This is a genomic window from Micromonospora fiedleri (genome assembly GCF_016774385.1).
Classification (GTDB): Bacteria; Actinomycetota; Actinomycetes; order Mycobacteriales; family Micromonosporaceae; genus Micromonospora; species Micromonospora gifhornensis.
This window is the reverse complement of sequence record NZ_JAETXL010000010.1, coordinates 189,502-203,169: the sequence shown is the minus strand read 5'-3', so window position 1 is coordinate 203,169 and position 13,668 is coordinate 189,502. Positions and strand designations below refer to the sequence as shown.

The 13,668-nt window shown below is 72.9% G+C and carries 9 protein-coding genes; 4 read left to right on the top strand and 5 right to left on the bottom strand.

Going from position 1 to position 13,668, the window contains the following annotated elements; translation table 11 throughout:
• Positions 1 to 18: 18 nt before the first annotated feature.
• Positions 19 to 2,118 (bottom strand): cellulase family glycosylhydrolase, encoded by a 2,100-nt coding sequence (locus JMF97_RS25775; RefSeq protein WP_203223861.1) that lies wholly within the window; start codon positions 2,116 to 2,118, stop codon positions 19 to 21.
• A 245-nt stretch (positions 2,119 to 2,363) separates the two neighbouring features.
• Between JMF97_RS25775 and JMF97_RS25770 the strand changes: the two genes are divergently transcribed.
• Complete coding sequence (locus JMF97_RS25770; RefSeq protein ID WP_203223860.1) at positions 2,364 to 3,560, top strand: FUSC family protein; 1,197 nt, start codon at positions 2,364 to 2,366, stop codon at positions 3,558 to 3,560.
• A gap of 32 nt (positions 3,561 to 3,592) precedes the next feature.
• Here the strand turns inward: JMF97_RS25770 and JMF97_RS25765 are convergent, their stop codons facing one another.
• The 4 genes from JMF97_RS25765 to JMF97_RS25750 all read right to left on the bottom strand — a co-directional run bounded on the left by JMF97_RS25765 (position 3,593) and on the right by JMF97_RS25750 (position 9,401).
• Positions 3,593 to 4,126, bottom strand: coding sequence for a DUF3558 family protein (locus tag JMF97_RS25765; protein ID WP_203223859.1), 534 nt, complete (start codon positions 4,124 to 4,126; stop codon positions 3,593 to 3,595).
• Positions 4,127 to 4,147: 21 nt separating this feature from the next.
• Positions 4,148 to 4,660 (bottom strand): hypothetical protein, encoded by a 513-nt coding sequence (locus JMF97_RS25760; protein ID WP_203223858.1) that lies wholly within the window; start codon positions 4,658 to 4,660, stop codon positions 4,148 to 4,150.
• Between the two features lie 110 nt (positions 4,661 to 4,770).
• The gene (locus JMF97_RS25755) at positions 4,771 to 7,539 is read right to left on the bottom strand and encodes an AAA family ATPase (RefSeq protein ID WP_203223857.1); all 2,769 of its coding nucleotides are present in this window, start codon (positions 7,537 to 7,539) and stop codon (positions 4,771 to 4,773) included.
• A 134-nt stretch (positions 7,540 to 7,673) separates the two neighbouring features.
• Positions 7,674 to 9,401, bottom strand: coding sequence for a hypothetical protein (locus JMF97_RS25750; RefSeq protein WP_203223856.1), 1,728 nt, complete (start codon positions 9,399 to 9,401; stop codon positions 7,674 to 7,676).
• A 292-nt stretch (positions 9,402 to 9,693) separates the two neighbouring features.
• Here JMF97_RS25750 and JMF97_RS25745 point away from each other — a divergent pair, with 292 nt between their 5' ends.
• Genes JMF97_RS25745 through JMF97_RS25735 form a run of 3 tightly spaced genes read left to right on the top strand, consistent with a single transcriptional unit; the run spans position 9,694 to position 13,652 of the window.
• Positions 9,694 to 10,527 (top strand): ABC transporter ATP-binding protein, encoded by an 834-nt coding sequence (locus JMF97_RS25745; protein ID WP_203223855.1) that lies wholly within the window; start codon positions 9,694 to 9,696, stop codon positions 10,525 to 10,527.
• Between the two features lie 33 nt (positions 10,528 to 10,560).
• The gene (locus JMF97_RS25740) at positions 10,561 to 11,547 is read left to right on the top strand and encodes an ABC transporter substrate-binding protein (protein WP_203223854.1); all 987 of its coding nucleotides are present in this window, start codon (positions 10,561 to 10,563) and stop codon (positions 11,545 to 11,547) included.
• On the top strand, positions 11,544 to 13,652 hold the full coding sequence (locus JMF97_RS25735) for an iron ABC transporter permease (RefSeq protein WP_203223853.1): 2,109 nt from the start codon (positions 11,544 to 11,546) through the stop codon (positions 13,650 to 13,652). The genes JMF97_RS25740 and JMF97_RS25735 overlap by 4 nt, the downstream gene beginning before the upstream one ends.
• Positions 13,653 to 13,668 lie beyond the last annotated feature (16 nt).

Sequence of the window (13,668 nt, the reverse complement as noted above, 5' to 3'; positions counted from 1 at the left end):
CCGGTGGCGCGCGGCGGGTCAGCCGGCCTGGCCGGTGACGCTGCCGCCGGACTTCGTGACGCGGTAGGTCACCTGGGCACCGCTCCAGAAGTGGAAGGTGAGGGTGACCGGGCTGCCGTCGCGTACCTCACCGAAGAAGGTGTCGGTGAGGGTGATCCGGTTGCCGGTGTAGTCGGGGGAGAAGGTGACGTCGAACTCCTTGAACGACGTCCAGTCGTGCGGTCCGGCGTTGCTGCCGTCGGCGTACCGCGCCTCCATCGTGGCGAGCTGGTCGCCGCGGAACTGGGTGGGGATGGCGAAGGAGGCGGTGGTGCCGGTGGCGTTGGACAGCACCGGCGGGTCGTAGCTGATCACGTCGATCCGCCACGGTACGCCGGCCGAGAAGCGCGCCTGGAGGGTGGCGTTGACGCCGTACGCCCGGTTGCCGACCAGTCGGGTCACCGTGCCGGCGGTCAGCGTCAGCTGGTTGCCGGAGACGGTGTAGTCGGTGCCCCGGACCAGCTCGGTGCTGCCCTGACGCAGACCGGAGAAGGTGGTGCCGTTGAGGTTGAGGGTCAGCGTCTTGGCGGTGATCGTGCCGGTACGCGGCACGTACACCTGGTCGGACGACGCGGTGCCGGAGCGGGTCGTCCAGCTCGACTTGATCTGGTTGATCAGCTCCGCGTCCCGCCAGACGAAGGTGGTCCGGTTGAAGTGCTGGCCGTTGTCCCAGAGCTGGGTGGTCAGCTGTCGGTGCCGGGCGTAGTAGCCGAAGTACTCGAAGAACTTCAGCTTCTCGCCCTGCTGGATGGTGCCGGTGTGCCGGTCGAAGCCGAGCAGGCCGTACTCGCCGATGACCACCGGGATGCCCCGGGTGACGAAGGCGTTGTACACCCGGTCGAAGGCGTCGACGAGGTCCTGCTGGGTGGTGGCGTCGAAGCGGGTGCCGCCGGCGACGTTCACGCTGAACGGCCAGTAGCCGTAGAAGTGCACGGTGGCGATCAGGTTGCGGTCGTTGAGCTGGTTGATCGTCGTGGTCAGCTCGTTGATCCGGGCCTGCTCCGAGGAGGTGTGCAGGGTCGGCAGGACCAGCATCCGGGTGGCGTTGTTGCCGCCGGAGGCGCGCACGATCCGGTGGAAGTTGACGTTCAGCTCGTGCAGCAGTTGCGCGTTCTGGGCGTCACCGGAGCTGTTGGCGAACTGCGGCTCGTTGACGCTCTCGAAGTGCAGCTTCGGTGAGGCGTCCCGGAACGCCGCGGCGATCTGGGTCCAGAGCGCGTTGTAGCGGTTGAGCACGGTCGTCCGGTTGGTGGGCATCTCGTGGATCCACTGCCACGAGTCGTGATGCAGGTTGATCATCACGTAGAAGCCGTCGTCCAGGGCCCAGCCGACGACCTCCTTGACCCGGTTCAGCCAGGCCGCGTCGATGGTGTACGACGGCGCGGGCCCGTGGCGGTTGCTCCAGGTGACCGGGATCCGGATGCTGTTGAATCCCTGCGCCCGGATGGCGTCCAACTGGGCCTCGGTGACCCGCGGGTTGCCCCACGCGGTCTCGTCGGCGCCGACGGAGTCGAAGGTGTTGCCGAGGTTCCAGCCCGGCTGCATCGCGGCCACGTAGGCCATCGGGTCACCGGTCGGCGGCGGGGTCGTCGGGGGCGGGTCGGTCGGCGGCGGCGTGGTCGGGGGAGGGGTGGTCGGGCCGACGCTGCCGGTGCAGGTGACCCCGTTGAGGGCGAACGAGGTGGGGGCCGTGTTGCTGCCCGACCAGGAGCCGTTGAAGCCGAACGACACCGACTGGTTGGTGCCGAGCGCCGCGTTGTAGCTGACGTTGGTGGCGGTGACGTCGTTGCCGGTGGCGGTGACGGTGGCGTTCCACGCCTGCGTCACCCGCTGACCGGAGGGGAAGGTCCAGGTCAGCCGCCAACCGTTGAGCGGGTCGCCGAGGTTGGTCAGGTCGACGTTCGCGGTGAAACCGCCCGGCCACTGGCTCGGCGCGGAGTAGACCACCCGGCAGCCGGCCGCCGCGTGGGCGGCGCCCGCGCTGACCAGTCCGACCCCGGCCAGCAGGGCGGCGACCCCGGCGCCGACCACGCCCAGTCGCCATCGTGTCCTTCGTAGTGTGCCGCGCAGCCCGGCCATGACGCTCCTCGTGTGGTGATGGTGTCGACGGGTGGCTGGCCGCGTGTCACCGGAACGCCGGCAACATCCGGCCGGCTCGCACAATAAGTTGGGATCATGAACTTTGTCAATCGACGCAACGCGATGTACGGGGCTTCTGTGCAGGTGGCACCGCACTTCACAATTCGGCCCGTGTCGCCTGAACGTGCGATCTGTTCGGGAACAGCCGGTGTGAATGAGCGTGGCCCGCCGGGGTAGTCGGCCGCGTGGCGGCGGGCGAGCGGAACGGGAACCGGGCGCGTGGCGTCGCCGGCTGGACGAGGGACCGGGTCGCCGCGACAGTTGCCGCGCTCAGCGTCCGGCTCGACTGGCGGGAACGGCGGCGGAGCCTGGAGCTGTACGCGATCCTCGCCGTGCAGGCCGGGGTGGCCGCCGCGCTCGCCTGGTGGGTGGCGCACAACCTGCTGCACCATCCGTCGCCGGTCTTCGCCCCCACCGCCGCCGTCGGCACCATCGCCGCGGCCATCGGCCGACGCACCCGGCGTACCGTCGAACTGCTGCTCGGCGTGTTGGCCGGGCTGCTGGTCGGCGACGCCCTCATCGCGGTGATCGGCACCGGCCCCTGGCAGACCGGTGCCGTGGTCACCCTGGCCATCCTGCTCGCGCTGAGCCTGAGCCGGGGCGGACAGGTGGTCACCCAGGCCGGCGGCACCGCCGTGCTGATCGCCACGTTGGCACCGGTGCAGCGCGGGCTGGAGGTGCCCCGCATCGTCGACGCCGTGATCGGCGGGGTGACCGCCGTGGTGGTGGTCGCCGTGCTGCCGGTCAACCCGGTACGGATTATCCAGCGGGCGGCCCGTCCGCTCTTCGCGGCCCTGATCGAGCACCTGCACGGCGCCGCGGACGGCATCTCCCGCGGCGACTACCCGGCCGTGATCCAGGCCCGGGACGCGTTGAGCGGGCTGGACCCCCAGCTCAAGCTGCTTGAGGACGCGGTCTCCGGGGCCGGGGAGGCGGTGGCCATATCACCGGCGCGGTGGCACCGGCGCAAAGAGTTCGAGCACTACGAACGCGGCACCCGCTATCTCGCCCTGGCCATCCGGGGCGGCCAGGAGATGCTGCGCCGGGCGGCCACCGCGATCCGGGACGACGAGCCCATGCCACCCGGGCTGGCCGCCGCCGTGCACTACTTCGGTGACGCCCTCGCGCTGCTCCAGGTCGAGGCGGAGAGCGGGCGCCCCACCGACCGGTCCGAACAGTTGATCCTCAAGGCGGTGGACCGGGCCGCCGAGGCGTACGCCGAGGGGGTCGGCTTCTCCGGCAGCGTGGTGGTGGCGCAGATCCGTACCGTCGCCACCGACCTGCTGCGCAGCCTCGGCTGCGACGAGCAGGAGGCCAGCGGTGTGATCCGGAAACGCTTCGACGCGCGGTGCGAGACCACCGAGCAGCGCGACCCGACGTGACCGACCTGGCCGACGTGACCGAAGCGGGCGGATCAGAGTCGGCCGGCGACCGTCCGCGCCAACTCGGTCAGCCGCTCGTCGTACTTGGCCATGTCGTCGGTGCGGACCAGTCGGATGGCCACCCAGACCCCGGAGACGTTGACGAAGACCATCCCCTCCTCGAGGTACGCCTCGTCCCCGATGCCGGACAGCGTCTCGAACTCGTGCTTGAGGTCGCGGTCGATGTCCAGGATCTTCTTCGCCCCGTCGCCGACGTGCACCTCGACCTGTGCCACCGGCCCGGAGACGGGCCCGGTGAACCAGCAGGTCTCCCCGCTCGGCAGCGGGTCCTCCAGCGGCGTACCGGCCAGCTTCTCGGCATCCTCCTTCGAGACCAGCGCGCAGGCGTCGACCGGCGCCGCAGCGGAGGGCTCCGGTGCCTCGGTGGCCTCGGTCGGTGCCGCGGCCTCCGTCGGCTGCGCCGGTGCCGGCGGTGCCGCCGCGGGCTCCGTACCGCCGCAGGCGGCCAGGACGGTGAGCACGGTGGCCGCCACGGCGAGTCGGGCGACGCAGGTCAGGTGCCGCACGGTGTCTCCTTCGTCGGGGCTTCAGCTCGGCAGGGCGTCGGCCAGTTTGCGCATCGCCTGGGCATATCCGTCGGGTTGGGCGCCGAGACGCGGGAAGCTGCTCAGCGTCACGGTGAAGCTGCCCGCACCGTTGATCACCACCGCCTCCGCCTCGATGTCCTTGACCGCCAGGTAGCCCTTGTCGCCGACGCCGAGGTCGGTCACCGACTGGTAGGTCTGGTCGGCCTGCTGGCGCTGGTAGTCGTAGGTCATCTCACCGGCGACCCGCGACGCGGTGGTCACGGTGAGCAGGGCGATGCCGTCGCCGAAGCTGCAGTTGCCCTTGTCGTCCAGTTGCTGGCCGACGATCCCGGTGACCTGCTCGGCGGTGAAGGGGCAGGCCGGCCGGACCGCGTCGGCGCCGTCGACGGGCAGGTCGAGATCGGCGTCCGAGCCAGCGTCCGACCCGGTGCCCGGCGCTGCCGGTTCGCTGTCGCCGCAGCCGGTCAGTGCCAGGGCCGTCGCGAGCAGCACAGGCAGAATCAGTCGTCGCACCGGTCAGTTCCCCCTCTTCCGCCCGGGCGCAGGCGCTGCGCACCAGCGCTGCGACAGTCGGGTGCACTCGACGGTACGGCCCTGGGCCGGGGAAGGAATCCGGTGTTTCCCTAGCCTTTGTGGCCGCCGGCCGGCACCACGTCGGCGCTGATCCGGGCCAGTGCCGCGTTGAGTTCGGCCCGTCGGGAGATGCCCAGCTTGCGGTACACGCGGGACAGGTTCGTCTCCACCGTCTTGGGGCTGACGAACAGTTCGTCGGCGATGGCGCGGCTGGTCCGTCCGAGCGCGGCGAGCCGCGCCACCCGCTCCTCGGTGGCGGTCAACGCCGACGGCGCCGGCGGCCGCCCACCCAACCGGGCCGCCTCCGCCTGGGCCCGCGCGGCGAACGCCGCCGCGTCCAGGGCGTCGAACTCGGCCGCTGCCGCCGTGAGCGCCTCCCGGGCCGGGCGTTTACGGCGCAACCGCCGGTGCACCACCCCGGCGACCAGCAGACAGCGGGCCCGGTCCAGGGGCAGCACGTCCGGCGCCACCGCCGCGCGGGCGGCGGCGAGATCGTCGAGGGCGGCCGACGGGTCCCCGCCCTCGGCGCTGTCCAGCAGGGCCCGACTGCGGGCCAGGCCCAGCAGCGTCCACGGCCGCGGCAGGCGTCGATGCCGCTCGGTCAGCCGGTGCAGGGCGACGCGGGCGGTGGCGAGATCACCGGCGGCCACGCACGCTTCGATCCAGTCCGGCTCGAAGCGCTGCGCCAACGGCTCGGTCAGCCCCATCCGATCCACCAACGCGGCCAGCCGACCGTAACCGGCCGCCGCGTCGGCGACCCGGCCGGCGCAGAGCGCGACGAACGCGCCGAGTTGCAGGTGGATCCGGCGGCACCAGTCGTCGTCGAGTTCCTCGCCCAGGCGTACGCCCGCCTCCGCCACCCGCGCCGCCGCGTCGAGCCGCCCCCGCAGGGCGTCGAGCAGCCCGGTCAGCCAGGTCTCCGCGGTCAACTCGGTGCCCAGCAGCTCACCGAGGTCACGGGCCGCCGCGATGTGCCGCTCGGCCATTGACCAGCGTCCGGCCAGCAGTTCGGTCTCACCGAGATGCTTGAGCAGCTCGTACTGGGAGGGTTCGTCGCCGCGCGCCGCCGCCCGGTCCAGCAGTCGGGTCAGCCGGTCCCGGGCCCGGTCGGGATCGTCGATGCCCTTCCACCAGACCGCCGGGATGGTGCCCGCCAACCAGGACGGTTCCGGCCCTTCCATGGCCAGTGCCCGGTCGAGCAGCTCGGTGCGGGGTGGCGCACCGGCGCGTACCTCGCTGTTGAACAGGTGCAGCAGCGCCGCGGCCAGCAGTTCCCGGTCCCCACCCGGGCCGCTCAGCAGAGCGATGGCCGACTCCGCGTGGGTACGGGCCGGGTCCGGCAGGTCGACGAAGAGGGCCAGGTGGGCGTGGATCCGACCGGCCAGCGGGGAATCGGGCTGCGTGGCGGCCAGCGCCCGACCGGCGGCCGCCAGCGCGGTGCCGCCCGGCTCGTCGGCGCTCCACGCGACCACGGCGCGCAGCAGCAGCGCCTCGGCGCGGATGTGACCGGTGAAGCCGGCGGCCACCTCCTCGGCGGCGGTGCGGGCGCCCGGATGGTCGCCACAGTCGAACCGGCACCGGGCCGCCGCCAGCAGCCGCTGCCCGAGAGTGGGGCGGTCGTCGGCCGGGGTGAGCCGCGCGGCTGCCTCGTAGAGGTTCGCCGCCGCGTCCGGCGCACCTCGGGCGTGTTGCCGTGCGGCGGCTGCGGCGAGGGCGTCGGCCACCACCGGATCGGCGGTGGTGGTGCAGGCGGCCAGCTGGCGTACCCGCTCGTCGGGGTCGGCGACCACCTCGGCCAGCCTGCGGTGCAGCCCTCGGCGGACACCGGGCGGGATGCCGGCCCGCACCGCCGCCGCGTACACCGGATGGGTGAACTCCACCCGGGCCGGTGTCACCGCCAGCAGTCCGGCCTCCTCGGCGGCGTCGAAGGCGCGCGGCCCCACGCCCGCCGCCGCGAGGTCCCGCAGCAGGGGGACGGTGAGCAGTGCCGCGAGCCGTACGGCGTCGCGACACCGGGCCGGCAGTTCGGCGAGCACGTCGGCGAGGAGCTGATGCATGGACGAGGCGACGGGCAGCTCCTGTGCCGGCTCCGGTGGCTTCGGTAGCCGCTGCACCGCGCGGGCCACCTCGATGGCGACCAGCGGATTACCGCCGGCTTCCCGGGCGATGCGGGCCAGCAGCGGACGGTCGAGATCGGCACCGACCCGCTCGCGCAGGACATGGTGCAGCGCGTTCACACCCAGCGGCGTCACCTCCAGCCGGGTCAGCCGACCGGAACCCGCGTCGAGCCCGAGCGGGGCCGCCGGCACCGCCGGCCCGCTCGCGCTGCGACTGCTGACCAGGGTGGCCGGTCCCGGGCCGACCCGGCGCAGGGCGAACCGCAGGGCGCGTTCGCTCGGCCGGTCGAGCCAGGGCGCGTCGTCCACGGCCAGCAGCACCGGCCGGCCCGAGGCGAGCGCCGCCTCCAGCAGCGACCGGGTGGCCGCCCCGATCACGCGTTCGTCGATCGTCTCGTCGCTGTCGCCGGTGACCAGGACGGTTTCGGCGGCGATGCGCTGCGGGCGCGGCAGCTCCGCCGCCAGGTCGGCCAGCGGGCGGAGCAGGTCGGCGAGGGCGGCGAAGGGGAGTTCGGCTTCGCATTCGGTCGGCGCGCAGGAGAGCACGAGCCAGCCCGACCGGGCCGCCTCGGCGGTCAGCGCCCGCAACAGCGCGGTCTTGCCGATGCCGGCGGGCCCTTCCAGCAGCACCTGCCCAGGCTCGCCCAGCGAGCGCCAGGCCTGGTCGAATACCTCGTCCCGGCCGACGAGCGCACGCCGCATGGGGCGATTCTGGCACCGTGCACCGCCGGTGACCATCGTGCGGACGCCTGACGCGCCGAGCACGTTCAGCGGTGTCAGACGCGAGAGATGCCCGGCCCCACGCTCCACAGTGGCGCGCGCGGCCGGGCTCGTGATCAGTGTGTCGACGGCTGCGGCGCGCGATCGGCCGCGTCGTCCTCCTGCCCCTCGGGCTGCCCGGCGAACCAGTTGATGCCCGGCGGGCCGCCGGCCGCGAGCGCCGCCTCGGCCCGAGCCAGCGCGGCGTTCGGCACCGCGACGGTCGGTCCGAGGTGCGACTGTCCCGTCCGTTCGCCCTCGGCGGCCGGTTCGAGGTGCGACTGTGCCGCCCGTTCGCCCTCGACGGTCGTTTCGCCGCCGGGTGCTTCCAGGCTCGGTGGCGTCGGGCGGGCGTCGGCAGTCGGGCTCGTCGTCGGCTGGCCGTCGGCTCCGGCGCCACCGTCACCCGCGTGCGCCTCGTGGGCACCGCGCTCGGGCGTGGCGTCGCGCACGATCGGCTCGGCCTCCGCCGGCGTCGGCGGGCGTTGCCCGGCACGGGCACCGACCACCGGATACTCGGCGGTCTCGCCACCGCCGGCCGCGGCGGCCATCACGGCTGCGGCGGCGAGGTCGGCGACCCGCTTGGCCTCCCGCTGCACCCGTGCCCGGGTCTCCTTGGCGTGCCGTTCGGCGGCCTCGACGGCCCGGCGTACCTCGTCCAGCCGCTGGCTTTCCGCGGCGAGGTCCCGGACGGTCTCCTCCAGCTGCTGGCGCAGCCGGGTCAGCTCGGCCTCGGTGGCCTCCCTGCCCTGCTGCGTCTCGTCGAGCTGTCGGCGGGCGGTGTCCAGCTCCTCCCGCACCCCGGCCAACGCGTCCTGCTGCTCGCCGATCTCCAGCTGCACGGCGTGCAGTTGCTCCTCGGCGGCTGCGGCCTGCTCGTCGCTGTGCCTGCGGACCTCGGCGGCCTGTTCGTCGGCGCGCTTGCGGATCTCTGCGGAGTACTGCTGGGCGTCCGCGATCATCGAGCTGACCCGCTGCTCGGCGGCGCTGCGTTGGGCGGCCAGCTCGCGTTCGACGGCAGCGCGCTGCTCGGCCAGATCCTCCTCGGCCGTGGCGCGCCGCTCGGCCAGCTCCTCCTCGACGGCCGTCCGCCGCTGGGTCAGCTCCTGCTGGCTCTTCGACCGGGCCGCCTGGATCTCCTGGTGGATCTGGGTACGCGCGGAGGTGGTCAACGCCTCCGCCGCCGCGCGGGCCTGCTCCACCTGCTGGCGGCACTGCTCCCCGATGCGGTGGGCCTCCTGCTGGGCCCGCTCGTGTGCGGCCTCGCCGTCGGCGCGCAGCTTGTCGGCCCGCTCCCGGCTCTCCGCCAACTCGGCGTCGGCGGCCGCGCGGAGTTCTTCGTACTTCTTGTCGTGCTCGGCGCGGCGGGCGGCGAGTTCCTCTTCGAGGTCGGCCAGCGCCTTGACGGTGCGTTCCCGGGCGTTGGCGAGCGTCTTCTCCGCCTCCGCCTGGAGCTTGTTGGCCCGCTGGGTGTGCGTGTCGATGATCGCCGCGGCCTGCTTCTCCGCGAGATCCAGGATCTGGCCGACCATCGGGCCCACATCCTGGAAGGTCGCCTTGTCCAATTGCGCCGGTCGCTGCCGCAGGTCGGCGACCTCGGCCTGGGCCGCCTGAAGTTTGGCGGTCAGCTCTCGAGCCCGCCCGAGGGCCCGGTCCCGCTCGGCCGAGACCGTGCTGAGTTGACCGTCCAACTGCTCCACATAGCGGTCGACCTGTTTTCTCTCGTAACCGCGCAGGGTCACCTCGAAGGTCGGCCGCGAGGCCAGGTCGTCGCGGATGGCGTACGGCTCCTCGCCGATGGACATGCCTCATCCTCCGTACGATCGCGGGTCGGCGCACCGGCGACCCGGCGGCGATGACGCGCAACGCTACCGCCGCTCGTGTCGATCTGTCGTCCCACCCCGGTACGTTTTCGCGTTCCCCGAGTGCCGGTTTCGCAGGTGTCCGCAGCGAGGGTTGCCGAGCGTGTCCGGCCGGCGACCGAAGGCGGTCGGAGTCGGTCGGTGGCATCGAGGGATGTCGACCGGGACGGGGCGCCGCGGAACGTGAAGAAGGCCCGCGTCTTGACACTCGATTAGGTTAGGCTAACCTAATCGCATGTCGAGCGGACTAGCGTCGAACGACGCTGACCAGCGCCTACGCGGCGTCGACCTCTGCCTGGGATACCACGGTACGGCAGTGGTTCACGGTGCCTCGATAGGGCTCCGTGCCGGGAAGGTGACCGCCCTCGTCGGCCCGAACGGCAGCGGCAAGTCCACCCTGCTGCGCGCGCTGGCCCGGCTGCACCCGATCGACACCGGCACGGTGCTCTGCGCCGACGGGATCGCCGCTTCCAGCCTGCCGGCCAAGGAGTTCGCCCGCCGGGTCACCCTGCTCGCCCAGAGCCGACCGGTGCCCAACGGCGTCACCGTCCGCGACGTGGTCGGCTACGGCCGCCACCCCTACCGGGGCCGCTGGCGCACCGACGACCCCGAGGGCCCGGCCGCGATCGCCCGCGCGATGGCGGTCACCGGGGTGGCCGCGATGGCCGACCGGCCCGTCGACGAACTCTCCGGCGGCGAACTCCAGCGGGTCTGGCTGGCCACCTGCCTGGCCCAGGACACCGCGGTGCTGCTGCTCGACGAACCCACCACCTTCCTCGACCTGCGCTACCAGGTCGAGATCCTCGATCTGATGCGCGACCTGGCCGACGAGCACGGTGTCGCGGTCGGCGTGGTGCTGCACGACCTCAACCAGGCCGCGGCGGTGGCCGACGAGGTGGTCCTGCTGCACAACGGCCGGATCCGTGCCACCGGCACCCCGGCGCAGGTCTTCACCGAGACCGACCTGACCGAGACGTACGGCATCCGCATCGAGGTCGCCACCGATCCCCTCACCGGTCTGGTGACCACCCGCCCCGTGGGCCGGCACCTGACCCGAATCCCGGTCTGAACCCGGACCGGTCCTGCAACGAGAAAGAACACCATGTTCCGTACCCGTGTCACCGCCCTGGTCGCCGCCACCGCCACCGCGCTGCTGCTGGCCGCCTGCGGCACCACCGAGAACACCGCCGAGCCCGCACCCTCCGCCTCCGCGGCCGGTGGCCCGGTCACCGTGACCGACAGCCGCGGCAAGGAGATCAAGCTCGACCGCCCCGCCACCAAGGTCGTCGGCCTGGAGTGGGGCGAGGTCGAGATGCTGGTCAGCCTCGGCGTCATGCCGGTCGGTGTCGCCGACCCCAAGGGCTACGCCACCTGGGTCACCGCCGCCAAGCTCGACCCCGCCGTCAAGGACGTCGGCACCCGCGGCGAACCCAGCGTCGACTCGATCGTCGCGCTCGCCCCCGACCTGGTGGTCGTCTCCGACGGTCGCGGCGCCACCCTGCTGGACCAGCTCGAGAAGTACGTGCCGGTGCTGGTGACCAAGAGCAGCGACGCCACCGACAACGTGGGCCGGATGCGCGCCGACCTCAACATGATCGCCAAGGCGGTCGGCAAGACCGCCGAGGCGGAGAAGCTGCTCGCCGACTTCGACGCCGCCCTCGCCGACGGCAAGAAGAAGATCGCCGACGCCGGTGCCGCCGGCAAGCCGTTCGCCATCGCCGACGGCTGGAAGGAAGGCAGCACCGTCAGCATCCGGATGTTCGGTCAGGGCGCATTCGTCTCCCAGCTCGGCATCCAGCTCGGCCTCACCAACGCCTGGAACGGCAAGGTCGACGAGGTGTGGGGCCTGGGACAGACCGACGTCGAGGGCCTGACCGCACTCAAGAGCCCGGACCTGCACTTCTTCTACAACGCCTCGGACGGCACCGACGTCTTCGCCGACGGTCTCGCCGACAACGCGATCTGGAAGTCGCTGCCCTTCGTCAAGCAGGGCAACCTGCACCGGATGCCGGACGGCATCTGGACCTTCGGCGGGCCGCTCTCCGCCAAGCAGTACATCGACCAGTTCGTCAACACCTACGCGGTGTGACCGAGCTGTCCGCGCCTCCGCGTTCGGAGCCGGCCCTCGGGCCGGCTCCGGCCGGACGCCTACCCGGTACCCGCGTCGTCGGGGCCTTCATCGCGGCCACCGCGCTGGCGCTCGTGGTCGCCGTCGTGCACCTCACCCAGGGCACCTCCGCCGTGGGCGCGCTCGACCTGCTGCGGCTGCTCACCGGCGGCGACGACGAAACCGTACGGGTGCTCGTCGCCTCCCGGATGCCCCGGTTGCTCGCCGGGCTGGCCATCGGCGTCGCGCTCGGCTTCGCCGGTGCGGCCCTGCAGTCCATCGCCCGCAACCCGCTCGCCTCGCCGGACACCCTCGCCGTCAACGCCGGTGCCCACCTGGCCATCGTCTCGGTCGCCGCGTTCGGCATCGCGTTGCCCGCGTTGCCCGCCGGCGGGCTCGCCTTCTGTGGCGGCCTCGCGGCGGCGGGACTGGTGATGGCGATGTCCTCCGGCGGGCAGGCCGGCACCACCCGGCTGATCCTCGCCGGCTCGGCCACCGCGCTGGCGCTCAGCTCGGTGACCATGCTGCTGCTCCTGCTCTTCGAACAGGCCACCATCGGCCTGTTCGCCTGGGGCAACGGTTCGCTGGTGCTGAGCGACCTGAACGCGCTCACCCAGCTCGCCCCGGTCATCGGCCTGGCCATCGTGGCGCTGATGCTGCTCGGTCACCGCCTCGACATCCTCGCCCTCGGCGACGACACCGCCGCCGTGCTCGGTCTCGACGTGCGGCGTACCCGGCTGATCGTCACGGTGCTGGCCGTCCTGCTCTCCGCCGCGGCGGTCACCCTCACCGGTCCGGTCGGATTCGTCGGCCTCTGCGCGCCGGTGATCGTCCGGCTGCTCGGGCCACTGGTGCCCGGCGTACACCGGCACCGGGTGCTGCTGCCGCTCTCCGGCATCGCCGGAATGATCATCGTGCTCGGCTCCGACGTGCTGCTGCGGGCCGTCATGGGTGCCCAGGCCGGTGTCGACATCCCCACCGGCGTGGTGACCACCCTGCTCGGCGCGGCCATCCTGATCTGGCTGGCCCGACGACACCGCGACGCCGGCCCCACCCGCCGACCGCCGGGCGGTCACGCCGCCGTCCGCTCGGCCGGCTTCCACCGCACCGTCGTCATCGTGGTGGCCACGGTCGCCGGCGTCGCGGTGGTGCTCGGCATGCTGGCCGGGGACACCTGGGTGCTCCTCGGCGACCTGGTCAACTGGATCAACGGCAACACCGGTCCGGCGTACACCTTCGTGCTGGACCAGCGGTGGCCGCGCGTCGCCGCCGCGCTGCTGGCCGGCGCGGCCCTCGCGGTGGCCGGCACCACCGTGCAGGCGGTCTGCCGCAACCCGCTGGCCGAACCCGGCATCCTCGGCATCACCGCCGGCGCGGGACTGGGCGCGGTGTCGCTGATCACCTTCGTGCCGCTGGCCAGCGTCTGGGCCGTCTCCGGGGTGGCCGGGCTCGGCGCGATGCTCGCCTTCGCCCTGGTCTACGGCGTGGCCTGGCGAGGCGGGCTCAGCTCCGACCGGCTGGTGCTGATCGGGTTCGGGGCGTGGCAGGGCGGCATGGCCCTGATCACCTTCCTGATCGTCGCCCACGACCCGTGGAACACCGGCAAGGCGCTGACCTGGATGTCCGGCTCCACCTACGGACGCACCGCCACCCAGGTGCTGCCGGTGGCGATCGCGCTGCTGGTGCTCACCCCGGCCGTGCTCGCCGCCCGCCGCGAGCTGGACCTGATGGCGTTGGACGACGACACCCCCCGGGTGCTCGGAGTCCGGCTGGAACGCACCCGACTGGTCGCACTCGGCGCGGCGGCGCTGCTCACCTCCACCGCGGTCTCCGCCGTCGGCGTGATCGGCTTCGTCGGTCTGGTCGCCCCACACGCCGCCCGCGCCCTGGTCGGCGGCCGGCACGCCCGGGTGCTCCCGGTCGCCGCACTGCTGGGCGCGGCCCTGGTCAGCGTCGCCGACACCCTCGGCCGCACCGTGATCGCCCCGGCGCAGATCCCCGCCGGTCTGGTCACCGCCCTGATCGGCACCCCGTACTTCGTCTGGCTGCTGTGGCGCTCGCGTGCCTCAGCCCCTCAGTCCCGGTAACCGGTCCGCGTGGCCC